The sequence below is a fragment of the Desulfitobacterium sp. THU1 genome, from assembly GCF_038181555.1.
Classification (GTDB): Bacteria; Bacillota; Desulfitobacteriia; order Desulfitobacteriales; family Desulfitobacteriaceae; genus Desulfitobacterium.
Genome location: NZ_JBBWUA010000023.1, coordinates 19,387 through 43,606 on the forward strand (window position 1 = coordinate 19,387; position 24,220 = coordinate 43,606).

Below are 24,220 nucleotides of genomic sequence, written 5' to 3' on the forward strand. Positions count from 1 at the left end.
TTTCAAGTGGAGAATTGTATTTATCCACAATTCTAAGACAATATTCCCAGATTATAGGAAAGGGGGCTGGTTTGTGTCCTGGTTACATCTGCTTATTCTTACACCATTTTTATACACGATACTTGTTCCCTTTCTTTATAAAGGCCTCCGTCATATACATACGGGTTGGTTTGTGTTGCCTGTGCCGGTGCTTTTGTTTGTCAGCTTGGCCACACGGATTTCTCCGGTAGCCAAGGGGGAAACCTTTAGTTATGAGCTTCCTTGGATTCCTTCTCTGGGGATAAATTTTACGACGTATATGGATGGGCTATCCCTGATGTTCGGCTTGATCATCACGGGTATAGGCGCTCTAGTAATTTTCTATTCAATATATTATCTGTCTAAGGAGCGAGAAGCTCTGCATAATTTCTATGTCTACTTGCTGCTCTTCATGGGTGCGATGCTAGGTGTGGTCTTTGCTGAGAACGTTCTTGTGCTCTACCTGTTTTGGGAGCTGACAAGTGTCTCCTCCTTCTTGCTCATTGCTTATTGGTATCAAAGAAAGAGTTCCTGCTATGGAGCTCAGAAGGCGTTTATGATTACCATCGCGGGTGGTTTAGCGATGTTGACGGGAGTACTCCTACTAGCAAATGTTACGGGGACTTTCAGTATTAGAGAGATGATTGCCCAGTTAGGATTGATCCAAGATCAAGCCACCTTTATCCCTGCGATGGTCTTGATTCTGCTGGGGGCATTCACGAAGTCGGCTCAGTTTCCGTTTCATATCTGGCTCCCTGATGCCATGGAAGCACCGACCCCGATTAGTGCTTATCTCCATTCAGCGACCATGGTGAAGGCGGGGATTTATCTGATTGCCCGATTGACCCCGATTTTCGGCGGGAGTATGGTCTGGTTCTGGTTGGTCACTGGGGTGGGACTGATTACCTTGTTCTGGGGCTCCTTTGTCGCGGTCAAGCAGACAGATTTGAAGGCCATGTTGGCCTATTCGACCATTGGTCAATTGGGTATTATCGTCAGTCTGTTGGGAGTTGGTTCGGCGGCTCTCTACTTTGGGGGAGCTGAGGCAGGAGCGCTCTACACGACGGCAATCTTGGCTGCAGTATTCCACCTAGTAAATCATTCAACCTTTAAGGGATGCCTGTTCATGGTGGTAGGAATTATTGACCATGAGACGGGTACTCGTGATATTCGTCGGCTAGGCGGCTTGATGAATCTCATGCCGGTTACCTTTACTTTAGCGGTGATCGGTAGCTTCTCTATGGCAGGACTGCCTCCCTTTAACGGCTTCTTGAGTAAGGAGCTCTTTTTTACCGGGATGCTCAACGCGTCACAATTTAGTATTTTCCAGCTGGAGACCTGGGGTAAGCTTCTTCCCATAGTGGCTTGGGTGGGAAGTATTTTCACTTTTGTATATTGCCTGATTTTTGTCCTGCGTCCCTTCATGGGGAAGTATCAGCCCCAGAAGTTGGAGAAAAAGACTCACGAAGCTCCGTGGGGGATGTTGTTGCCGCCGATGGTTTTGGCGGGACTGGTTATTCTGTTCTTTTTCTTTCCCAATGTCTTGGCCCAATATCTCCTCTATCCGGCCATGACGGCTATTTTACCGGGCTTTGTGGCGGCGGACTCCGGCTTAGGAACCCTTGCGGCTTGGCATGGTTGGACACCGGAACTGTTGATGACTCTGGGGGTCGTAGGAATGGGAACGGTAATCTTTCTTATTGTCCGTAAGCGGCCGGGTGTTATGTTCCGTGTGCCTGCTCGTTTTACTTGGAGTGCTCTCTATGATAGCTTCTTGGCTAAGGCCGAAGGTTTTGCGGCGCGGGTTACAGATTTCTATATGACGGGGAGCCTACGGGATTACCTTCTTTATATTTTTGCTATCTTCATCGCCGTAAGTGGCGGAAGTATGCTGATCAATGGGGGCTTTGCCTTTGACCCGGCTGGCAATAGTCCGATCGCGCTCTTCGAGTTTGTCTTGGTTTTGGTGTTAGTGGGCGCGGCCTTGTTGGTTTTGTGGAGCCGTACTAGACTGACGGCGATTATCGGCTTGGGTATCGCAGGCTATTTGGTTGCGGTGTTTTTTGTCATCTTTCGAGCTCCGGACTTGGCTTTGACACAATTAGTCGTCGAAACCGTGACCACGGTGCTGTTTTTGCTCTGCTTTTATTTCCTACCCAGCTGGAAGGGAAGGGCCGAGAAAGTGGGCTGGCGAATTCCGGAGTTGGTGATCGCGGTGGGGATGGGTCTTATGGTGACGGTCATGGCGTTATCAGCGCAAGGAAATCGTGCATTTGAGCCAATTTCCTGGTTTTACGAGAATGCTTATGAGCTAGCCGGCGCTAAAAATATTGTTAATGCTATTTTAGTGGATTTCCGGGGCTTTGATACTCTGTTTGAAATCTTGGTGTTCTGTATTGCAGGCATAGGGGTTCATACCCTGATTAAATTACATGGGGAGGGGAAGAGTCCGAGATGAGAAATAATGATGTGATTCTGCAGACGGTAACCCGTGTGATGACCTTTATTATCTTGACCTTTGCAGTCTTTCTATTCATGGCCGGTCACAACAATCCGGGGGGTGGCTTTATTGGGGGCTTGGTATTTGCTTCGGGGATTACTTTGTTATTCCTAGCCTTTGATCTTAAGACGGTGCGGGCAGGCTTCCCTTTGGATTTTCCGATTATGGCGGTAAGTGGGGTTTTGATTGCCCTGCTGACAGCGATGGGCTCTTTCCTGTTTGGTCGACCTTTTTTAAGCCATACCTTTGGTTACTTTGATTTGCCCATTTTTGGAGAGACGGAACTGGCGACGGCCGTACTGTTTGATGTAGGGGTGGGTTTGGCTGTTTTGGGGACTGCCTTGACTATTATTTACGACATTAGAGAGGATATTAGCATATGGAAGCATTAATGTCGGTGGTCATTGGACTTTTGTTTGCTATCGGGGTTTATCTCCTGCTTTCCCGCAATCTGCTGAGAATTATTCTGGGATCCTCTTTGATCTCGCATGGTGCGAATCTGCTAATTCTAACCATGGGAGGATTGAAGAAGGGGGAGGTACCTCTATTAGAGAGAGATGCTGCTTCCTATACTGACCCAATTCCCCAGGCTTTGATTTTAACGGCTATCGTTATTAATTTTGCACTGACTGCTTTCTTGTTGGTTTTGGCCTATCGAACTTATGTCAGTGTCGGGACGGATGATATGGAGCAGATGAGGGGTTTAGAGGATGAATAATGGTGTTGTTTTACCCTTGATAATCCCCATGCTGGCGGGCTTGTTGATGGCGATGCTGCGCAGAAATGTTGGGATTCAGAGGGTGTTGAGCCTTGTTTCGATGGTGTTGGTCTTTGGGATTACCCTGAAGCTGGTGCAGCAAGTAAGATATGAAGGGATACAGACCTTGGCCGTCGGCGGTTGGCAGGCTCCCTTTGGGATTGTGTTGGTGGCGGATATGTTTTCGTTGCTGTTGGTGCTGACAGCTTCTCTGGTGGCAACGGCTTGTATCTTGTTTGCCTTTCGATCCATTGGCAAGGAGCGGGAGCAGTTTTATTTTTATCCCCTCTTCCAGTTCTTGTTGGTGGGGGTCAATGGTTCATTCCTCACCGGGGATTTATTTAATCTTTTTGTTTTCTTTGAGGTGATGCTCTTCTCTTCCTATGTTTTGCTCTCCCTTGGGGGAACAAAGCGGCAGCTGAAGGCGACCATCAAATATGTGGTTATCAATAGTTTGTCCTCGACGATCTTTCTCTTGGGGATTGCCTATCTCTACGCCGTGGTGGGGACTTTGAATATGGCTCATCTATCGGTACGGATTGCCGAGATCGGTCAGGGTGGCTACTTAACGGCGGTGGCCTTGGTCTTTATGGTGGTGTTTAGCCTCAAGGCGGCACTTTTTCTCTTCTTTTGGTTGCCGGGGTCTTATAGTGCGCCTCCGACTGCGGTAGGAGCGGTCTTTGCGGCACTGTTGACCAAGGTAGGGATCTATGCCTTGTTTAGGATGTTTACTTTGGTGTTTTATCATCAGCCAGAGGTTACTCATACCCTGCTAGCAGTCATGGCCGCTCTGACCATGCTTCTAGGTGGGTTGGGAGCTGTTGCTTATCGAGATATTCACCGCATCTTAGGTTATAACGTGATTATCGGGGTGGGCTTCATTGTTGCTGGGTTGGCTATTTTCACCCAAGAGGCGCTGATGGGTGCCATCTATTATCTCCTCCATGATATGGTGGTGAAGGCGCTCTTGTTTTTGCTGGGGGGTATTATCATTCTGGTGGCAGGTTCAGATCAATTAAAGAAGATGGGTGGGTTGATTCGCAATTACCCTGTCTTAGGGTGGCTGTTCCTGCTGACGACCTTGGCCTTGGGTGGAATTCCACCTTTAAGCGGCTTTTTGGGCAAGGTGCTGATCGTTCAGGAGGGCTTGGCTCTGGGTGCGAGTGCTACTGGATTTTACTGGTTGACCGGCCTTGCTTTGCTATCCAGCTTATTGGTGCTCTTTTCCCTAATCAAGATCTTTATCTTGGCTTTTTGGGGGGAGGCTCGGGTGAGTCGGAGCGGGGAAAAGAAAGAGATCAAGGGATTGCTGATACCCTGCGCGGGTTTGCTGGCTGTGAGCATATTCTTAGGGGTGGGGGCGGAAGTGCTTTATCCTTATGTTGAGCAAGCAGGGAATGGACTGATGCATCCTGAGGTCTATATTGAAGCTGTGCTGAGCGAGGTGATCTAATGGCAATCCAGCTTTTATTGAATGTATTTACAGCGTTTTTATGGATGCTTTTCAAGGATACTTGGAGTGTTGCGGATTTTTTCATGGGGTACCTAGTAGGGCTGGCCTTGATCTTTATTATGAAACGCTTTTTCAAGACGCCCTTTTATCTTATTAAGCTCTGGGCGATGGTGAAGTTTTTGTATGTAGCGATTCGAGAAATTATCTCGTCAAGTATCTTCGTCCTGAAGTTGGTGCTTAAACCTCATATGGAATTTAAGCCGGGGATCTTCGCACTGCATACGAAGCTGGAGGGCGATGGGGAGGTCACCCTATTGTCCTTGTTGATCACGCTGACGCCTGGCTCGGTGGTGCTAGAGGTTTCGCCTGATGGAAAAATACTCTATATCCATGCCATGGATCTGGCTAATGTGAAAGATACCGTCCTAAAATCAATTCATGCTTTAGAAAAGGCGATTATGGAGGTGACTCGGGATGTTTGAGAAGGTGTTGCTACTGGCGCTGTTTTTGTTTTCCTTTGCAACTTTATTGTTTCTGTATCGGGCGATCAAGGGTCCGACCGTACCGGATCGCATCATTGCCATGGATACAATCGGGATCAATCTCATTTCCATCATGGCGATTTTATCAGTGCTACTGAGGACTCATGCTTTTTTTGAAGCAATCTTGTTACTGGGGATGCTCTCATTTGTCGGGACGGTCGCATTCTCCAAATTCATCGAAAGGGGCATTGTCTTTGATTATGATCAGAATGGGTGAGGTTTTAGTATCGGTCATGATTATTTTGGGCGGTTTGGTAGCCTTAATCAGTGCGATTGGGGCGTTGCGCTTCCCTGATGTCTACACTAGGTCCCATGCGGCGTCGAAAAGCTCCGCGCTGGGAGTCCTTCTGGTATTGATCGGGGTGTTCCTGTATTTTGCTTTTGTAGATGGGTACATAAGCATTCGTTTGCTGTTGGGGATTTTCTTTATTTTCTTGACAGCTCCGGTGGGGGCCCATGTCATCTGCCGGGCGGCTTACCGTTCAGGGGTGAAGATGGCCGGAGATAATCCTCATGATGAACTCAAGGAGGTCTTGGCGGACAGCCGTACCGGGGATTTTGGATAATTTTAGCCCATTACCTCAATTAAGCCACTTTTTCTTCCTGAAAAATGCTATGACGATTATGGCTATGAGGACAGATAGTCCATAAAAAATCCAAATGCCGAACGGGGTATGAATGAGAGGCATTTCCTGAAAGTTCATTCCAAAGAAACTAGTCAATAGTGTAATCGGTAACAGTATGGTCGCCAAAAGCGTTAACAGCTTCATAATATCATTAGCACGATTATCAATGGCTGCTTGGTAGGCTTCTCTGAGACTCTCGATCATTTCATGTGCTTGATGAACATGATCCTGAGCACGCCTTGTCAAATAGTAATATCCATTTGATTCTCTAGAATATCCAACTGTTTTTGATGGTGACGTACTACGTTTAAACCCATGGCACGGGCAAGTTCTAGTGGCTTTGCTAGAATACCCTGTTGGGACCATTCCTGCAGACGTTCGTATGACACGCTATTCCATTCGAGTAAAACAAAGACCCTGGGAGCTAGAAAGATGCGAATGGGATGTTCATCAACATTCAGTCTTCCCTTCAGTAATTTTTGTTGTAAAATAGGGAATAGATAGAAGAAACCTTATAATGAAAGGATAGTGAAGTATGAATATAACTGTACTTGGCGCAGGTGCTACCGGAGGATACTTTGGGGCGAGATTGGCCGAAAGCGGAGCTAATGTCACGTTCTTAGTTCGTGAAAATAGAGCGGCTCAGCTGAAGGCCAAGGGTCTAGTGGTGAAGAGTGCTATAGGGGACATCAACATTGCTGAACCTCAGATCGCCGTGAATAGTGAGGATATACCGGCCTGTGACCTGATCATCGTGGGACTTAAAAATTATCACTTGGCTGCCAGTCTTCCTCAGCTCAAGGTTTTAGTGGAGCGCGGCGCAAAAATATTACCCTTCCTTAACGGGGTGGAGCATTTTGAGATTCTCCAAAAGGAGTTCGGTCGTGAAAACGTCTTGGGTGGAGTCTGCAAAATTATTGTCACTCTCGATGCTGAGGGTACCGTGATACATACGGGCAAACTAGCTCAGATCATCTTTGGAGAATTAGAGCCCTCAAGTAAAGAGTTTTGTCAGCGATTAGAACAAGTCTTGGCCAAAGCGAATTTCAAAACAATCTATAGTGAAAAAGCTTGGGATGAAGCGTGGGCGAAATATGCCTTTATCAGCGTATTCTCTGGGGTAACGACTGCTGGCGATCTAACGACAGATCTGATCGATGCCCATGAGGCATCACGTAACGTTTATCGTCATGCCCTTGAAGAAATGAAAAGTATAGCCACTGCCACCGGTGCAGTCTTAAGCGAAGATTTCGTTGATCAAAATTTGGCCGGGTTAAGCAAATATCAAAAGGGGTCGACCTCTTCCATGCACCAAGACAAGCGCAAAGGCTTGCCTTTGGAAGTGGAAAGCCTCCAAGGCGGTGCGATTCGTCTGGCTCGTCGCCATAACCTTCAAGTCCCCACCATTGAGACTCTTTATGGTCTTATCAAACCCTACGAGCTGGGAAATGTATAACAGAATCATAATTATTGCAAAATGAGTTTTTATCGACTTTTGCGCCGATGTTTTGTATCATTATATTTTGTATAAATAAAGGGGGTGGTGTCATGCGTTCATCACGGCAAAGCAAGGCTCCCATCTACGAGGCGTTGCTTAAGTACAAGTCCATGCGGGTGGTGCCTTTTGATGTGCCCGGGCATAAGCAGGGGAGAGGAAATCCTGAATTGACAGAGTTTCTGGGAGAGAGATGTCTTTCCGTGGATGTTAACTCCATGAAACCACTGGACAACCTTGGACATCCTGTCTCTGTGATCAAAGAAGCGGAAGAGTTGGCAGCTGAGGCCTTTGGGGCCCATCACGCCTTTTTTATGGTGAACGGAACCACCTCGGCTGTGCAGGCGATGGTTATGAGTGCCTGCAAACAGGGTGAGAAGATCATCATGCCGCGGAATGTTCACCGCAGTGCTATTAATGCCTTAATCATCAGCGGAGCGATTCCGGTGTACGTGAATCCGGGAGTTAATCGTGAGCTCGGGATTCCCTTGGGCATGTCTGTAGCTGATGTCAAAGCAGCTATCGCTGAAAATCCGGAGGCCAAAGCCATCTTAGTGAACAATCCAACCTATTATGGCATCTGTTCTGATCTGAAGAGAATCACTGAGCTTGCCCATGAACATGGTATGTTGGTCTTGGTGGATGAGGCACACGGCACCCACTTTTATTTTGGCGAAGATATGCCCATCAGTGCCATGGCAGCAGGTGCAGATATGGCCGCTGTCAGTATGCATAAAACGGGTGGAAGTCTCACTCAAAGTTCCATATTATTAATCGGTGAGCGCTTGAATGTTGGACGGGTTCGACATATGATTAATCTAACGCAAACCACCAGCGCTTCCTATCTACTCTTATCATCCTTAGATATTTCACGGCGCAACCTAGCCTTAAATGGCAAGCGCATTTTTGATAAAGCTCTATATCTGGCTAATTATGGTCGGGATGAAGTGAATAAGCTTGGCGGCTATTATGCTTTTGGCAAAGAATTAAACAATGGGGACTCGGTCTATGATTTTGATTGTACTAAACTCTCGATCCATACCCGGCAAATTGGGCTAGCGGGCATCGAAGTCTATGACATTCTCCGGGATGATTACGATATTCAAATCGAGTTTGGGGATATCGGCAATATTCTCGCGATTATCTCGGTAGGGGATCGGGCCTTAGCTCTGGAACGCCTGGTTTCGGCTTTATCGGAGATTAAGCGGCGCTATCAAAAGGATATCGCGGGCATGTTCGATCATGAATACATCAACCCTGTGGTGGTCATGGGTCCCCAGCGCGCGTTTTATGCAGAGAGTTATTCCGTTCCGATCAAGGAGAGCAGGGGCAAGATCAGCGGAGAATTTGTGATGGCTTATCCACCGGGGATTCCGATCTTGGCACCTGGGGAGAGAATTACCGAGGATATTATTGAGTATATCGCTTACTCTAAGGTCAAAGGCTGTTTCCTGACAGGCACAGAGGATATGGCTGTTGAAAACATCAAAGTCGTGGAGGAATAGCTATGGAATTATGGTATACAGAAGAGCATACGGAAAATGTTCGCTTTTCAATTAAAGTAGACCGACAACTCTATTCGGGCGAGAGTGAATTTCAACGGATTGATGTGTTTAAATCCCGAGAGTTTGGTACCTTCTTTACCCTGGATGGGCTGATGATGGTGACGGAGAAGGACGAGTTCATCTATCATGATATGATTGTTCATGTGGCTATGGCGACCAATCCCAAGATTAAAAATGTCCTGGTCATTGGCGCTGGGGATGGAGGAACGGTCCGAGAGTTGACTCGTTATGACTCCATTGAAAACATCGATATGGTGGAGATAGATAAACTTGTGGTAGAAGTCTGCAAAGAATATCTGCCCCAGACTGCCTGCAAGCTGGAGGATCCACGGGTCAATCTGTTCTTTGAGGATGGGTTAAAATTTGTGCGGACCAAGGAGAATGCCTATGATCTAGTGATTGTCGATTCCACGGACCCCTTTGGGCCGGGAGAAGGACTTTTCACTAAGGAATTCTATGGTAACTGCTATAAGGCCCTTAAGGACGATGGAATTCTCGTCAACCAGCATGAAAGCCCTTACTATGAAGATTATGCTCAGAACATGGGTCGCGCTCATAAGCGGATTAAGGAGTTCTTCCCCGTGTGCCGTGTCTATCAAGCGCATATTCCCACTTACCCATCAGGGCATTGGCTCTTTGGCTTTGCTTCGAAAAAATATGATCCTTTAAAGGATCTTGATGAACAAGCCTGGAACGACTTAGGTATCAAGACTCAATACTATAATACAGAGATTCATAAGGGCTGTTTTGCCCTACCCACCTATGTGAAAGAACTTTTAGCCAGTGCGACAGACTAAAGATAAAAACTTTTTCCACATCGGTTTAAGCGGATCTTTTTTTACCCTCTTCTCTTGGCGCATATTATTTGGTGCTGGAGTCGAGGGTATTTGCTTACTAAGCTAAAAATGATGTAGAATAGTGGTTATAGACAACTTGGTACTTAATGCATAATCACACAAGGGTAATCCATTCCCTACATAAGTTTTTCCGTACATAAGCAATGAAAAATGTGAAGAGGTGATTCTATGTTAAAGTGGAAAGAGGAGTATTCGATTGGGGTAGCGGAGATTGATGAACAACATGTGCGATTGTTCGAAATCGGTAATCAAATCTATGACTTATTAGAAAACTACCTGCTACCGGATAAGTACGACAAGATCGTGACAATTATCTTAGAGCTCAAGGACTATACCATTTACCATTTTAAAACTGAAGAAGACTATATGTTGAAAATCAAGTATCCGGGATACTTCAAGCAGAAAGTTGCCCATGATGATTTTATCAAAGAGATCGAAAACATTGATTTAGATGCTATTGACCACGACCAAGATGGACATACGCGCAAGCTTTTGAATTTTATTTTCGACTGGGTACTTGATCATATTCTGAAGAGTGATTTTGGAATTAAAGAATTTATTCGCATTACAAGATAAAAATGTTTAGGCCTGACCACAAATTGGCAAGCGCTTGCCAATTTGCTGTCAGGCCTTTTTGTATTGTCAGATAGTATAACCCCGATGCATGCATTCCTCTGGCATAATCAGATGAAGGAATAAGGATGTCACAACCTGGCAATAGTAGGGAATATATGGTTTCTCGAAATAGCTAGAGTATTTCGTTTGAAGCCGAAATATGAGCAAACCTTGCTCATATACTCTACTATGGAGGGGATGCTAGGTTGGAACAACACTCCGTTCAGGTTGGTACACAATATTATCGAGAAAGCATCTACGAGCGCCTTCGTCAGCTCCAAGAGGAAGAGAACCTACCGGTTGTGCTTCACGAGTATCAGCAAGGGAAGCGCTGGTTAATTGATTGCGAGTTTCAAATGGAAGCTATAGAGGATGAAAGGGATCAAGAGATCACCCAAAAAATTCATAGCTACTATTTAGCTAATGCCATCGCTGAAACAATCCTACTCCACTGGGAAAAGGATCATATACGCTGGTTATTAAGAAGAAAATTTAAAATGAAACGAGAAGAAGTCGTGCAGGTCTTTGAAAAAGCTCTCCAGTACCTCAACGAAGAATCACGAGAGTGGAAGGGCTACCGGATCCATCGCAAAGCGTCCTTAGTCAATCAAATCGTAAAATGCCTGGAGGCACAGCCCCTCTTCGATATGGAAGGTTTTTTGCGCTTCCGGGCTAAGGGTTATAAGGAAGAAATCAATAAAGCAGTCAGCTATGTAGTTAATGAGCATGTTATCGCCACCGAGTATGTGGAGTTCATCAACTTGCTCAAACACTTTGTAGATTCTCAAGAGCCTCGTATTCATACCTTGCATGTGGGCATTACAAAGCAAGGCAAATTCAACCTTTATAATGAAGAAGGCAAAAGGATGACCAAGAAGACCATGGATGATTTGTTCTTCATGGATTCTTCGCAAGAGCTGACCTATGAAGATATGCTTGTCAGTGCCTTAATCGCTGTGGCTCCGCGGGAAATTGTGTTGCATATTCGTTATGAAGGGTATCAGGATACTTTGCAAACCATCTGCCAAGTTTTTGCAGGACGTGTCAGCTATTGCAGTGGTAGCTGTTCTATCTGTGAGAAGATTTGACAAAGCTTTTCAGGGTCGATATAATTATTTAAAACAATGATGGGGAAAGTATTTTGCTTTGTTTTTATGTAAGAGAGGAGATGCCGTGGCTGAAAGCGTCTCTCATGAAGAAGCGGAAGAAAACCACCCCGGAGTGCTGAGTTGAAGCTGAGTAGGCTCGGACGTCTGCCCGCGTTAAGGGAGCAAAGAGAAAGTATCAGGCCGTGAATGCCCCACAAGGGATTCGTCGGTCCGGAGGCTTTAACTTGGGTGGAACCACGGGAATAATGCTCTCGTCCCATATGGGATGAGGGCTTTTTGTATTAATTCCAAGAGTATAGGACTGTAGGATAATATTTGACTAAAGAATCTTCGACAAATGGGTTAGAAAATTTGAAAAAGGAGTTAACGAAGATGGTAAAGATTACTTTAAAGGATGGCTCGATTCGCGAAATCGAAGCCGGCAAGAGCCTCATGGAATTAGCAGCCTCTATCTCCAGAGGTCTAGCGAAGGCTGCTGTAGCAGGTAAAGTGGATGGTAAGCTGAAGGATTTATCCTTCCCCTTGCAAGAGGATGCAGAGGTGGAAATCATCACAGCCGATAGTGAGGAGGGCTTAGAGGTTTTGCGCCACTCGACCTCTCATATCATGGCTCAAGCAGTGCAGAATCTTTTCCCCGGCACGATATTTGGTATTGGGCCGGCTATTGCCAACGGGTTTTATTATGATTTAGATTCTGAACATGTATTTACGCCGGATGATCTGGAAAAGATCGAGGCCGAAATGCGCCGCCTGATTAAAGAGAACAATGCCTATTCGCGCAAGGAGGTTTCCCGTAGCGAAGCTCTCGAATACTTCGGTGCCAAAGGCGAAAAGTATAAAGTCGAACTGATCGAAGGTCTTCCGGATGATGCGGTTATTTCACTCTATACACAAGGTAATTTTACAGATCTTTGTGCCGGTCCCCATATCCCAGCTACCGGGGTGGTGAAGGCCTTTAAGCTGATGAATTTAGCCGGTGCGTATTGGCGGGGTAGCGAGAAGAACAAAATGCTGCAACGGATCTATGGTACGGTCTGGGCTAAAAAGGAAGACTTGGATGATTACCTCTTCAAGCTTGAAGAGGCAAAACGCCGTGACCACCGCAGGTTGGGTGTGGAGCTGGATCTATTCAGCCTCCATGATGAAGGACCGGGCTTCCCCTTCTTCCATCCTAAAGGGATGATTCTGCGCAACCAATTAGAAGATTTCTGGCGTCAAGAGCATCGCCGCCGGGGGTATCAGGAGATTAAGACTCCGATCATTCTCAGCCGCGAACTATGGGAAAACTCGGGACACTGGGATCATTACAAAGACAATATGTATACCACTAAGATTGACGAGGAAGATTTTGCAGTCAAGCCCATGAACTGCCCCGGTGGGATGATCATGTATAAGCAAAGACTCAGAAGCTATCGGGATCTCCCTATTCGAATGGGCGAGCTGGGCTTAGTCCATCGTCATGAACTATCGGGAGCTTTGAATGGACTCTTGCGGGTGCGCAACTTTACCCAAGACGATGCCCATATCTTTATGCTTCCTTCCCAGATCAAAGATGAAATCAGTGGTGTCATTGATCTCGTCGATCATTTCTATAAGGTTTTTGGTTTCGAGTACCATGTGGAGCTCTCCACACGTCCTGAAGACTCCATGGGAGCGGATGAGACTTGGGAAATGGCCACTAACGCTCTACAGGAAGCCTTAGACGCGAAGAAGATTAATTATAAAATCAACCCAGGAGACGGAGCCTTCTACGGACCGAAAATCGACTTCCATCTCCGGGATAGCTTAGGTCGGACCTGGCAGTGTGGAACCATTCAGCTGGACTTCCAAATGCCGGAGAAGTTTGACCTTACCTACATCGGCGAAGACGGACAAAAGCACCGTCCGGTCATGATTCATCGGGTGGTTTACGGAAGTATTGAACGCTTTATTGCCCTGCTCACAGAGCACCATGCGGGAGCCTTCCCCACCTGGCTGGCCCCGGTTCAAGTTCGTATCCTGCCCATCAGCGACCGTCATGAGGAATATGCCCAAGACCTCCTCCGTCGTTTGAACGACCTAGACATTCGTGCTGAATTAGATGATCGTCGCGAGAAAATCAGTTACAAAATTCGGGAAGCACAAACCCATAAGATCCCCTTTGCCCTGGTGGTCGGCGATCAAGAAGCGGAGACAGACACTGTAGCCGTCCGTCGCTATGGTCAATCCAACGCCGGAGAAAAACTCTCAGTGGCTGAGTTTATTGCCATGATTCAAGAAGAGATTAAAGACAAGAAACAATTGGTGTGATAAGGTGACAGAATGAATCAAGGGGACAGGTCCCAATTTGCAAAAAGAGGGACCTGTCCCTTTCGATATTTGGGCCGTAACGCTTCGCGAGGGCTCATCGAGAAGCTCTGTTAAATCATCAAATAATTGTGTTTCTAAGCTCTTCGGCCGATTTACTTGAAAGATAAGCTGGGGCAATATCCACTACTGTTTTGGCACCCGCAACTCCTTCCTGATTTAAGCGGTATGCCGCCCTTGCAAAGGCAACGAGGACATTTGCTGTGAAGTCGGGGTTGGAATCCAAAGCCAATTGATATTCAATGACATGATTATGCTCTTCATGAAGACCCGTTCGTCCATGACGAACAACTAAGCCGCCATGAGGAAGACCAGGGTGATTCTTTTCTAATTCTTCTTCTGTAATAAAATGTACCTCTGTGTCATAGTCCGCGAAATAATTGGGCATTGTCTTTATCTCGTGTTCAATCTGCTCCTTATTGGCCCCTTCTTCAGCCACCACAAAGCACTCTCGCCAATGCTTTTCCCTTGTCGCAAGCTCCGACATATCTCCTCTTCTAATGGCTTCAATGGCCTTTTCCTTGGGAATAGTATACTGTTTCGCATTCTTGACGCCCTTAACTCTTCTGATTGCATCGGAATGGCCCTGACTGACTCCTTTTCCCCAGAAGGTGTGGGTATTTCCCTCAGGTAGGATTGCCTCGGCATAGAGTCGATTGATTGAGAACATTCCTGGGTCCCAGCCGCTGGCAATAATGGAAACTTTGTTGGCCGCTAAAGCATTTTTATTCATGACTGAAAAATACTCTGGAATTCTCGCATGAGTGTCAAAGCCATCGACGGTATTGAAGAGGCTTGCAAATTCAGGCCCCTGTACTGGTATGTCCGACATGCTTCCGCCGCAAAGCACCATAACATCAATCTGATCAGTCATCTGTTGAGCCTCATCCATCGTGAAGACGGGAACCCCTTCCATGACGGTTTTGACCGCTGAAGGATCACGTCTTGTAAATACTCCGACAAGTTCCATATCCTTATTATGGCGTATACCTAACTCAACGCTTTTTCCAAGGTTTCCGTAACCCACAATGCCGATTTTAATTTTATTCATAGTCGATTCCTCCTTGCCTCTATTCTAAACCGTATTAATCCATACATACAATTATCTTTAGAACAGGGCTAAAAAAATTTATCAGGATATCATGAATAAATGGTTGTCCGATTAAATTTTAAAAATAATATTTGACAAGAGCTTTAAAACTCACTATAATAATAATGTTCAAGTAGAAGCCATCCGCTTCTCACCTCATGGCCAAAGTCGATGAGGTATCTTCGGGTCCTGAGCTTAATTTGCTTGCTCATGATTTGTTATTGAAGACGGGTGGAACTCTGCCCGTCTTTTTTGTGTTGATTTTATATGGAGGTGGTTCGTTATTAGTAAGGATTTACGGATTAACGATGAAATCCGGGCCCGGGAAGTTCGCCTTGTCGGGGAAGAGGGAGAGCAATTGGGTATTATCCAACTTAGAGATGCTCAACAGATGGCTGTGGAAAAATCTCTGGACTTAGTGGAAATTGCCCCAACTGCTAAACCGCCTGTTTGTAAGATCATGGATTATGGCAAGTACAAGTATGAGCAGGCCAAACGGGATAAGGAAGCCCGTAAAAAACAGAAGACCATGGAAATCAAAGAAGTTAAGCTTCGTCCTAATATTGAGGACCATGACTTCGAAACCAAAGCACGCAATGCCCAACGCTTTTTAAATGATGGCGATAAGGTAAAGGTAACGATTATGTTCCGAGGTCGGGAGATTACCCACCCGGAGTTAGGACGTGTCTTGTGCCTGCGTCTAGCTGAGTTTTGTAAAGCTGAGGCTAATATAGAGCGTGATCCCAAGCTTGAAGGGCGCAATATGATTATGATTTTAACGCCTCTGAAACACGACTAAACGAGAGGGGGATATCCCAATGCCAAAAATGAAAACACATCGCGGTGCCGCGAAACGTTTTAAGAAGACAGGTACCGGTAAAATTGTTCGTCATCATGCCTTTACCAGCCATATTCTGGAGAAGAAATCTCCAAAGCGTAAACGTGCTCTTCGTAAAGGGACCATTATGCACAAAACTGATGCCAAACGCATTGCCCGTATGATCGCTTATCTATAATTAAAGAGGTCGGAGGTCAGAAGCCTGAGGTCTGAAGGATCAAGGCTTTGATCGAGAGACGAAATTATTAACTGTAAGGAGGTCTTCGCTATGGCCCGTGTAAAAAGAGGGGTAACGAAGCATCAACGTCATAAAAAAGTATTAAAGCTTGCAAAAGGTTTCCGGGGAGCAAAAAGTAAACTCTACCGTCCAGCTAATGAGCAAGTAATGAAATCCTTGGCGTATGCTTATGCTCACCGCAAAGATAAAAAAGGTGATTTCCGTAAATTATGGATTGCTCGTATCAATGCTGCTTCCCGTTTAAACGGTTTAAGCTACAGCCGCATGATGAATGGTCTCAAAAAGGCCGGCGTATCCATCAACCGCAAAATGTTAGCTGATCTGGCTATCCATGATGCTGCTGCTTTTACTGAATTAGTCAATGTGGCTAAAACTCAATTAAGCGCGAAATAAGTTGAAACATAAAAGGGTGCTTAGGCACCCTTTTTACATAGGTACTATAAAGGCCGTGACCGATTGAACGAGACCTTAATGTGATGAACCTATATAGGATTGAAAAAACAACGTGGGGTAAGAATACTCTTTAGGGCATTGACATAAGATTCGAGTTATCGCGGGGTGATAGGATGTTAACCTCCTTACAAAATGAACAAGTGAAGTATGTAGTGAATCTCCATAAGCGGAAGTTTCGCGAGGAAACGGGTGAGTTTCTCATCGAAGGTTGGCGCTTTGTGGAAGAGGGAGTCCTTCGAGGTGCAAACCTTACCAAGGTCTTTGTCTGCCCAGAGCGGTACAACGATGTATGGCCCCAACTAGAAGAAGCGCTGAAGGAAAAAGAAGTACCGGTAATCGAAGTGGAGGAACGAGTACTCCGCAAGATGAGCGATACAGAAAATCCTCAGGGAATTCTTGCTATCGTGAGGCAGGAAAAGTGGAGCTGGAAGGATATCAGAATAGCTCAAGCATCGAAAAATTTACAGGACCAAGATCCACAAGACTTGCCCGTCCTCCTGATTCTTGACGGGATCCAAGATCCCGGTAATTGTGGAACGATACTCAGGACAGCTTTAGCTGCCGGTGTCACACAGGTGTGCTTGACAGAAGGGACAGTCGATTTATATAATCTGAAAGCCCTGAGAAGTACCATGGGAACAATCTTCTCTTTGAAGATCCTTACCAACTGTCAACCGGAAGAGATTCTGAGCTTTTGCCAAGAACATAAGATCACTGTTTATACAGGAGATATCCAGGGAACGGATCTCTATGAGACAGATGTGTCCATGCCCTTAGCCTTAGTAGTAGGTAACGAGGGTAATGGGCCTTCGGAGGCTTTTCGGGGGCCTGGAGTAAACCGCATTACAATTCCTATGAGTCATGGTGTCGAATCACTTAATGTGGCCATGGCCACGGGGATCATCCTCTACGAGTTACGGCGTAAAGAGAGCTAAAACTTCTCGCTAACTTGCGGAAATCTCTAAAAATCTCTAAAAAAGCCAGTTTGGACCGGGTTTTCTTGAAAACCTTGCGGGGTGGTGCTATAATTTCAGTGAACAGGTTTTAAGGAATCCAGGCCGAAAGGTGGGCGAAGCGATGTTTCCCGCAGAGTGGTTTTGGAAGATTTTTGAGGTAACCGGTTCCCCTAACGCCTACTTGCTTTATAAGCAGTATGCAATCTTTAACATTCAATCCATTAAGAAAACGCAATGATCAGGATAAAAGGTTATTTTCTTTACAGGGAGGCTTAGCCAAAGACTGGAAGCTTAGCCAAGAGAGTGCCTCATCTTGAGCCCGTAGTTTGGGGCTGAGGTGTTAAATTTCCCCTGAGAGTGGTTTGCTGAAGGTATCATTATAGGCAAGCCCGGTTTCCGCCGTTATTGGAGAATGAAGCTGTGGCTCTTTTGAGCCGAACCAGGGTGGTACCGCGGGAGTATAATTCTCGTCCCTTTTTTTAGGGATGAGGATTTTTTTGTATTTATTCGTCTCTTGTATTTAGTTCGTTTCTTTAGTTCTTTAGTTAATATTCAAGGATTTGATCAAATCTTTAGGAGGGTTATCGTGAAACAGGAAGTTCAACGTATTCAAGAAGAGACACTGGCCGAGCTTCAGAGGGTCACCACTTTGGAGGAGCTTCAGGAGCTGAAAGTAAAAGTTCTCGGCAAAAAAGGTTCTCTGACCGCGCAATTGCGAAAAATGGGAGGCTTAAGCCCTGAGGAACGCCCGATCTTTGGTCAAGTGGTCAATGAAACCCGGGATATTCTCGAGGAAGCCTGGGTTCGCCGTTCCGAAGAGTTAGAGAACGCCACTCTCCAAAAACAACTGGCAGAAGAAAAGCTCGACATTAGTTTACCGGGTGTGAGCCTACCCCGTGGTCATCAGCATCCCCTGACCAAGGTTATTGAAGAGATTGAAGAAATCTTCTTAGGCATGGGCTTCCAGATTGCGGAAGGTCCGGAGATTGAAAGCGATTACTATAATTTCGAAGCGCTGAATCTTCCCAAGGAGCATCCGGCTCGGGAAATGCAGGATTCCTTCTATATTACGGAAGAGATTCTTCTGCGGACTCAGACCTCGCCAGTGCAAATTCGCACCATGGAAAAGCAGCGTCCTCAACTTCCAGTAAAAATCATTTGCCCGGGAAAAGTCTATCGGAAGGACGATGATGCTACTCACTCACCTATGTTCCATCAAGTGGAAGGCTTGCTGGTGGACCGGGGTATTCGGATGTCCGACCTTAAGGGAATCCTTCTCAACTTCTCGCGGATGATGTTTGGGGAGTCACGGGAAATTCGTCTGCGCCCCAGCTTCTTCCCCTTCACAGAGCCTAGTGCGGAAGTGGATGTTTCCTGCATGCTTTGCGGTGGCTCCGGCTGCCGCATCTGCAAAGGTACCGGTTGGATTGAGATCTTAGGTTCAGGTATGGTCCATCCTAAGGTATTGGAAATGGGTGGCTATGAGTCTAAAGAGCTGACCGGCTTTGCCTTTGGGATGGGTGTGGAACGGATTGCGATGCTGAAATACGGTATTGAAGATATGCGGCTTATGTTCGATAACGACTTGCGCTTTTTGCAACAGTTTTAAGGAGGCAGGGGAATGAAAGTCAGTCTGGAATGGTTACGTGAATTAGTAGATGTGGATCAATCTGCCGAAGATTTAGCAGAGATCTTAACCCGAGGAGGGATTGAGGTCGGTGGCATAGATTACTTGAATCAAGGGATAGAAAAAGTGGTCGTCGGCGAGATTACAAGCATGGAGCATCATCCCGACGCTGATAAATTGTGGATCTGTGAAGTGAATTTAGGAGATAAGAAGACGACCATCGTAACGGGGGCCCAAAATCTGCTCATCAAAGATCGCATCCCAGTTGCTTTGCCGGGAACAACCTTACCGAACGGGGTGCATATTGAGGTCTCCAAGCTGCGGGGAGTGGAATCCTCAGGAATGCTCTGCTCCACAGAAGAGCTTTGCTTGGATGCCGACGCGGGAGACCCGCGCAGCGAAGACGGGATTATGATTTTACCTGCCGATACGCCCCTAGGTACAACCATGGATACCCTCGTCGGCCAAGGCGATTGCGTTTTGGATTTAGAGCTCTATCCCAATCGACCGGATTGCTTAGGTATGATTAACGTCGCTCGGGAAGTGTCTTCTTTGACCGGGGGTGAACTTCATCTGCCGGCTTGGGCAGAAACAGAAAAAGGCCCCGACTATCCTATCGATCCCCAAGCCAAGATTATCATTGATGATCCGGAGCTTTGCCATCGTTATGCGGGTTTAGTCGTCGAAGATGTTAAAATCGAACCCTCCCCGGCGTGGCTACAAAAACGTCTGAAAGCAGCTGGAGTACGCCCGATCAGCAATATCGTGGACATCACCAACTACATCATGCTGGAAATGGGACAGCCCTTGCATGCTTTTGATCGGGACGCTATTGCGGGTGCCGTCCATGTGCGTCGTGCTCAACCTGGTGAGAAACTGACGACTCTAGATGATGCCGAACGCGAACTCGACTCAGAAATGCTTTTAATCGCCGATGATGAGAAGGCTCTTGGCTTGGCCGGGGTCATGGGCGGCTTGAATAGTGAAATTACCGACTCCACTAAGCGTTTGTTTGTGGAATCTGCACATTTTTCCGGAGTAAGTATCCGCCGGACCAGTCGCCGTTTAGGACTGCGTTCCGAGGCTTCCAACCGCTTTGAAAAAGGAGTCAACCCTCATGGCGTGGCAGCAACCTTAGGTCGTGTTGCTGAGTTGGTGATTGAGCTGGGAGCGGGCAAACCGGTAGGGTTTGTGGAGCAAATCAGCCAGCTCACCGAGCCAGCAGTGGTGAATTTGACGGTAGAGAAAACCAATACCCTCCTAGGTACCCAATTGACGGCAGAAGAAATTACTCAGGTGCTAAAGCGTCTTCGTTTTTCCTATCAAGGAGGGGCGGGAGCCTATCAGGTGGAGATTCCCTCCTATCGTGCCGATATTACCATCGAAGAAGATTTAATCGAAGAAGTCGCTCGTTTGACTGGGTATGATCGAATTCCCACCACCTTTCCGCAAGGAGATCAAACCCAAGGACGCAGAACTCCTGAACAAGAGTTCCGACGCAAGCTCCGTCACCTGCTGATTCGCTTAGGGTTAAATGAGGTGATGACTTACTCCTTCACTCGACCGGATGCCGATCGGAAGTTTGGAGATGTGGAGCAAGCTATTCCCTTGTTGAATCCACTTCGGGAAGAGCTAAGCGTTATGAGAACGGCCTTGCTGCCCAGCATTATGGAGATTGCCGCTCGAAATATTGCGCGCCGTAACCTGGATATCCGTCTCTTTGAACTGGGGAGTAGCTATAAGAGCAAGGAACGTCCCTTAGTCCACCTTCCTCAAGAGGAGCTCCATTGCGCCGGCGTCATCTGGGGTAAATCCCCGCGCCATTGGACCACTCCCGTCACAGAGTATGAATTCTATACGATCAAAGGGATTATTGAGGAAATCGCCCGTGAATTTGGCCTGGAGTTGGAGTATCGTGTGCCCCAAAAGGCTGAGCTTACCCATCCGGGACGTTCGGCGGAGATTTTCCTCAAGGGCGAGAAGATTGGTTTTATGGGCGAGATTCATCCTGCCCTGGGTAAAGAGTGGGAGCTGGAAAGAGCCCTGATCTTTGAACTGGCTGTTGCACCCATGATGGCTGCTAGCAATATGAACATTCGCGTCTACTCGATCCCTAAGTTTCCGGCGATGCATCGAGATTTAGCGGTGGTAGTTCCTCTGGAGGTCTCTGCTCAAGATGTTATGAAGCGAATCAAAGTACTGGGAGGAGAGCTCCTCGAGCAAGTAGATATCTTCGATGTTTATATGGGCAAACCTATCCCCGAAGATCGCAAAAGCCTAGCCTTCACCTTGAAGTATCAATCCTTAGATCGAACTTTGAAGGATGAAGAAGTAAATGCTCTAAATCAGCAAGTTCTTGACGGAATAGAAAAGGAATTTGGAGCTGCCTGGAGAAAGTAATATAGTATCTGGGGGGTGTCTCATATGGCTGATGAACAAGAAAAAGTCATTGTGGAGATTTACGGGGAAAAGCATGTGGTTCGCGGTAAGGAAAGCCCGGATTACATCCTAAAGGTTGCTCATGAGGTAGACAAGAAAATGCGTCTCATTGCCCAGCGGCTGCCACGTTTGGCTGTTCATCAAATTGCGATTCTGGCTGCCTTGAATTTGGCCGATGAGTTAGAAAAACTCCGGGAAGAACAGGAGACACTCCTGCAGCTTATCGAGAGTCCGGAAGAATAGACTAAAATGGAAAGTGATAGACATGTTTTAAGGCGTAGCATAAGTTGCTACGCTTTCGTTTTATTATGCAAGTTGCGTTCTCATGGTGTACTATATAAATAAAAAAATGACTAAATGACTTGTGCTCCTAATGTTCATCTTTCTTCAGTAAAGTTTTTAATAATAAGCTACATAGTTGCAAATAGTATTACTATGATGATTCTATAAAGTGGGGGAATTGTGATGGGAAATAAAACTATTGACCTGCAGCGGACGCTTTTTGATCTGACAGAGGATTATCCTGAGCTGATTGATATTTTTTTTGAAATGGGCTTAGAGGGTGTTATCCATCCGGAAATGCGCAGAACCGGCGGTAAAATCATGCCGGTCATCAAAGGCTTAAAGCAACACGGTGTGTCTCTAGAGGATGCAGTTAAATTTTTAGAGGGGAAAGGTTTCATCGTTTCTTATTAACTGTCTCCAAATTTGAGGCAAACGGCATCGGATAATAATAGAGGGTTTGCGACATCGGAGTGGAATATTTAGGTATAAACCCGGCGTCTCAAACCCTCTTAACGTTTAAATGCTGGTTTCCTTTGTGACGAGATAGAAGATCGTAATAATGTATTCAGGATGGAAGAAGAGATGATGAGCGTTGAATTTAATAATCAAGAACGATTGTATCAATGTTGATTGGGAAAATGTAGCTACAATACTTGAAAAAGTTGGACTGGCATCATTTCCAAGCGATGTACGCAAAAAAGCATTTGAAAATAGTTATGTAGTGGTTTTTATTTATGATGAGGTAAAATTGATTGGATGCGGCCGTGCAATCTCGGATGGTGCTTATGAAGCAGCGATTTATGATATTGCGGTAAAACCGGAGTATCAGGGAAAAGGTGTAGGACGTATAATCGTACAAAACATCATGCAAAACTTACCCGACTGTAATGTCATATTGTTTGCTACACCTGGAAAAGAAGCTTTTTATGGAAAGCTCAATTTTAGAAAAATGAAAACCGGAATGGCTGTATTTCGTAATCCTGAACGAATGCACTCAAAAGGTTTTATTGAATAAGGGTTTGAGCAAGTGGATTATAGTGGGGATGAGAACGTGAAGGCGAGTAAAAACTGGCTTTTTCAGGTTTTTTTGGATACACTAAAAGGAGTGCGTGAAACGCGTTGATTGTTTTGAGAGAGTCCCGAAAGATTGGAGTTCAAGAATGCATTTTGTTATGATATTTTTAGATGGATTTGGCTTGGGGAGAGAGCAGGATAATCCCATAGTTGCGGCCCACACCCCGAACCTAGATAAACTACTGGAAGGACATAATCTTTGGGGGCAAGACCGTCAAATTCAAACAGAGCATGTGTTTTTTAGGCCATTAGATGCCTCTTTAGATGTCCCCGGGATTCCGCAAAGTGCGACGGGACAGACCACCTTATGGACAGGGGTCAATGGAGCCAAGGCTTTGGGGTTTCATCTTAATGCTTATCCTAACGAAAAATTAGTGTCGATAATTAACGAAAGATCGATATTTAAGCAATTGGCTGATCGTGGCAAGCGGGTCACTTTTGCTAATGCCTTCACTGATCAATATGACCAGATGGTCGCTTCGGGAAAGAGGAGGCATACTGCTTCCACCTTATCCGCCTTAGCCGGTGGAGTGCGCTTGCGAAAAGCCCCTGAACTGCTTGCGGGAAAGGGAATCTATCATGATATGACTAATGTGATTCTCAGGGAAATGGAACCCGAATTAGATATCCCGTTATTCTCGCCTTATCAAGCGGGGCAGAACCTCGGCCACATAACCCTTGAGCATGATTTTACCCTTTATGAATTCTTCCAGACGGATGTGCGAGGTCATAAGCAGGATTGGGAAAAGTCGATTGCTTTAATGGAGCAGATTGATGAATTTATCGGTGGCTTGATGAGCGTCGTTCGCCATGAGGATGTAACTTGGCTGTTGACCAGCGATCATGGTAATTTCGAGGATTTTTGTGTCAAAGGTCATACGCAGAACCCAGTGCCTGCTTTAGGGTGGTCCAATCGACAAGTGGAGTGGCCCCAGTGGGTGCGGTTGGAGGATGTCACGCCGGGGATTATGGGGATGATTTTGACATAGCTATTATACAATTGCCTTATGTATGTGTATCTCCAGGATTTTGCGTTACACCGTTTACTCAGTAAGCTGCGCGGACTGTTCTAGTCGCTCAAGCACTCCGCTCCGTCAGGTTCCCAGCTAAATCGGCTCCTGCCTCGTAGCTGGTTGGAAACGTCCTGTTTCCAACCTGACTCCGCTGCCTGCTTTCGCGAAGAACAGTTACCTGCTCGCTTAGAAGGCGTTCACTCTTGTAACGCAAAATCCTTGGGTATTCTTTCAAGGGATTTCTTTATAGGGGATTTAAATAAAGGGATTTTGAATAAATCGATAAGAGTGCAAGTGAAATTAACTTATTGTGTCATATAGGAA

General features: G+C 46.1%; 26 protein-coding genes and 2 other annotated features. Of the genes, 23 read left to right on the forward strand and 3 right to left on the reverse strand.

Translation table 11 applies throughout. From position 1 onward, the window contains the following. The first annotated feature begins 73 nt into the window (after positions 1-73). From AAC978_RS14325 to AAC978_RS14355, 7 genes are read left to right on the forward strand one after another with little or no spacing between them, the layout of a single operon-like run. A complete protein-coding gene (locus tag AAC978_RS14325) occupies positions 74-2,476 on the forward strand; it encodes a Na+/H+ antiporter subunit A (RefSeq protein ID WP_341548747.1) in 2,403 nt (800 codons plus the stop codon). Continuing rightward, entirely contained in the window at positions 2,473-2,910 is a 438-nt protein-coding gene (locus AAC978_RS14330; protein WP_341548748.1) for a Na(+)/H(+) antiporter subunit B, read from the forward strand. The genes AAC978_RS14325 and AAC978_RS14330 overlap by 4 nt, the downstream gene beginning before the upstream one ends. Further along, positions 2,898-3,236 (forward strand): Na(+)/H(+) antiporter subunit C, encoded by a 339-nt coding sequence (locus AAC978_RS14335; protein ID WP_341548749.1) that lies wholly within the window; start codon positions 2,898-2,900, stop codon positions 3,234-3,236. The genes AAC978_RS14330 and AAC978_RS14335 overlap by 13 nt, the downstream gene beginning before the upstream one ends. Beyond that, positions 3,229-4,728, forward strand: a complete 1,500-nt coding sequence (locus AAC978_RS14340; protein WP_341548750.1) for a Na+/H+ antiporter subunit D — start codon at positions 3,229-3,231, stop codon at positions 4,726-4,728. Before AAC978_RS14335 ends, AAC978_RS14340 begins: the two co-directional genes overlap by 8 nt. After that, positions 4,728-5,210: a Na+/H+ antiporter subunit E gene (locus AAC978_RS14345; RefSeq protein ID WP_341548751.1), complete on the forward strand. Its 483-nt coding sequence runs from the start codon at positions 4,728-4,730 to the stop codon at positions 5,208-5,210. The genes AAC978_RS14340 and AAC978_RS14345 overlap by 1 nt, the downstream gene beginning before the upstream one ends. After that, on the forward strand, positions 5,203-5,487 hold the full coding sequence (locus AAC978_RS14350; protein ID WP_341548752.1) for a Na(+)/H(+) antiporter subunit F1: 285 nt from the start codon (positions 5,203-5,205) through the stop codon (positions 5,485-5,487). The genes AAC978_RS14345 and AAC978_RS14350 overlap by 8 nt, the downstream gene beginning before the upstream one ends. Then, a complete protein-coding gene (locus tag AAC978_RS14355; protein ID WP_445900312.1) occupies positions 5,465-5,836 on the forward strand; it encodes a Na+/H+ antiporter subunit G in 372 nt (123 codons plus the stop codon). Before AAC978_RS14350 ends, AAC978_RS14355 begins: the two co-directional genes overlap by 23 nt. A gap of 15 nt (positions 5,837-5,851) precedes the next feature. Here the strand turns inward: AAC978_RS14355 and AAC978_RS14360 are convergent, their stop codons facing one another. After that, positions 5,852-6,142 carry a CorA family divalent cation transporter gene (locus AAC978_RS14360; RefSeq protein WP_341548753.1) on the reverse strand — a complete coding sequence of 97 codons (291 nt, stop codon included), beginning with the start codon at positions 6,140-6,142 and terminating at the stop codon, positions 5,852-5,854. Then, complete coding sequence (locus tag AAC978_RS14365) at positions 6,139-6,285, reverse strand: hypothetical protein (protein WP_341548754.1); 147 nt, start codon at positions 6,283-6,285, stop codon at positions 6,139-6,141. Before AAC978_RS14365 ends, AAC978_RS14360 begins: the two co-directional genes overlap by 4 nt. 146 nt (positions 6,286-6,431) lie before the next feature. Here AAC978_RS14365 and AAC978_RS14370 point away from each other — a divergent pair, with 146 nt between their 5' ends. From AAC978_RS14370 to thrS, 6 genes are all read left to right on the forward strand, one after another. Further along, complete coding sequence (locus tag AAC978_RS14370) at positions 6,432-7,352, forward strand: ketopantoate reductase family protein (RefSeq protein ID WP_341548755.1); 921 nt, start codon at positions 6,432-6,434, stop codon at positions 7,350-7,352. A 92-nt stretch (positions 7,353-7,444) separates the two neighbouring features. Next, positions 7,445-8,896, forward strand: coding sequence for an aminotransferase class I/II-fold pyridoxal phosphate-dependent enzyme (locus AAC978_RS14375; protein ID WP_341548756.1), 1,452 nt, complete (start codon positions 7,445-7,447; stop codon positions 8,894-8,896). A gap of 2 nt (positions 8,897-8,898) precedes the next feature. After that, positions 8,899-9,753 (forward strand): polyamine aminopropyltransferase, encoded by an 855-nt coding sequence (gene speE / locus AAC978_RS14380; RefSeq protein ID WP_341548757.1) that lies wholly within the window; start codon positions 8,899-8,901, stop codon positions 9,751-9,753. Between the two features lie 228 nt (positions 9,754-9,981). Continuing rightward, positions 9,982-10,389: a bacteriohemerythrin gene (locus AAC978_RS14385; protein ID WP_341548758.1), complete on the forward strand. Its 408-nt coding sequence runs from the start codon at positions 9,982-9,984 to the stop codon at positions 10,387-10,389. 245 nt (positions 10,390-10,634) lie between these two features. Further along, on the forward strand, positions 10,635-11,516 hold the full coding sequence (gene ytxC, locus AAC978_RS14390; RefSeq protein ID WP_341548759.1) for a putative sporulation protein YtxC: 882 nt from the start codon (positions 10,635-10,637) through the stop codon (positions 11,514-11,516). A gap of 27 nt (positions 11,517-11,543) precedes the next feature. Further along, positions 11,544-11,799, forward strand: a binding site (T-box leader). Between the two features lie 110 nt (positions 11,800-11,909). Then, a complete protein-coding gene (gene thrS / locus AAC978_RS14395; protein ID WP_341548760.1) occupies positions 11,910-13,826 on the forward strand; it encodes a threonine--tRNA ligase in 1,917 nt (638 codons plus the stop codon). Between the two features lie 118 nt (positions 13,827-13,944). Here the strand turns inward: thrS and AAC978_RS14400 are convergent, their stop codons facing one another. Next, the gene (locus AAC978_RS14400; RefSeq protein WP_341548761.1) at positions 13,945-14,934 is read right to left on the reverse strand and encodes a diaminopimelate dehydrogenase; all 990 of its coding nucleotides are present in this window, start codon (positions 14,932-14,934) and stop codon (positions 13,945-13,947) included. Positions 14,935-15,098: 164 nt separating this feature from the next. Beyond that, positions 15,099-15,234: a sequence feature (ribosomal protein L20 leader region), on the forward strand. Between the two features lie 22 nt (positions 15,235-15,256). On the opposite strand from AAC978_RS14400, the gene infC reads away from it, so the two are divergent. The 10 genes from infC (at position 15,257) to AAC978_RS14450 (ending at position 23,872) form a co-directional block, all read left to right on the forward strand. Continuing rightward, a complete protein-coding gene (infC, locus tag AAC978_RS14405; RefSeq protein WP_341548775.1) occupies positions 15,257-15,772 on the forward strand; it encodes a translation initiation factor IF-3 in 516 nt (171 codons plus the stop codon). A 19-nt stretch (positions 15,773-15,791) separates the two neighbouring features. Beyond that, positions 15,792-15,989 (forward strand): 50S ribosomal protein L35, encoded by a 198-nt coding sequence (rpmI, locus tag AAC978_RS14410; RefSeq protein ID WP_015260741.1) that lies wholly within the window; start codon positions 15,792-15,794, stop codon positions 15,987-15,989. Between the two features lie 90 nt (positions 15,990-16,079). Then, positions 16,080-16,442 carry a 50S ribosomal protein L20 gene (rplT, locus tag AAC978_RS14415; protein WP_341548762.1) on the forward strand — a complete coding sequence of 121 codons (363 nt, stop codon included), beginning with the start codon at positions 16,080-16,082 and terminating at the stop codon, positions 16,440-16,442. 173 nt (positions 16,443-16,615) lie between these two features. Continuing rightward, entirely contained in the window at positions 16,616-17,437 is an 822-nt protein-coding gene (locus AAC978_RS14420; RefSeq protein WP_341548763.1) for a TrmH family RNA methyltransferase, read from the forward strand. Between the two features lie 607 nt (positions 17,438-18,044). Further along, positions 18,045-19,067: a phenylalanine--tRNA ligase subunit alpha gene (gene pheS / locus AAC978_RS14425; RefSeq protein WP_341548764.1), complete on the forward strand. Its 1,023-nt coding sequence runs from the start codon at positions 18,045-18,047 to the stop codon at positions 19,065-19,067. A 12-nt stretch (positions 19,068-19,079) separates the two neighbouring features. Continuing rightward, positions 19,080-21,485, forward strand: a complete 2,406-nt coding sequence (gene pheT / locus AAC978_RS14430; RefSeq protein ID WP_341548765.1) for a phenylalanine--tRNA ligase subunit beta — start codon at positions 19,080-19,082, stop codon at positions 21,483-21,485. Positions 21,486-21,509: 24 nt separating this feature from the next. After that, a complete protein-coding gene (locus AAC978_RS14435) occupies positions 21,510-21,767 on the forward strand; it encodes a cell division protein ZapA (protein WP_341548766.1) in 258 nt (85 codons plus the stop codon). Positions 21,768-21,989: 222 nt separating this feature from the next. Then, complete coding sequence (locus AAC978_RS14440) at positions 21,990-22,220, forward strand: DUF1858 domain-containing protein (RefSeq protein WP_341548767.1); 231 nt, start codon at positions 21,990-21,992, stop codon at positions 22,218-22,220. A 181-nt stretch (positions 22,221-22,401) separates the two neighbouring features. Then, the gene (locus AAC978_RS14445; RefSeq protein ID WP_341548768.1) at positions 22,402-22,824 is read left to right on the forward strand and encodes a GNAT family N-acetyltransferase; all 423 of its coding nucleotides are present in this window, start codon (positions 22,402-22,404) and stop codon (positions 22,822-22,824) included. 145 nt (positions 22,825-22,969) lie between these two features. Then, positions 22,970-23,872, forward strand: coding sequence for a metalloenzyme (locus AAC978_RS14450; RefSeq protein WP_341548769.1), 903 nt, complete (start codon positions 22,970-22,972; stop codon positions 23,870-23,872). Positions 23,873-24,220 lie beyond the last annotated feature (348 nt).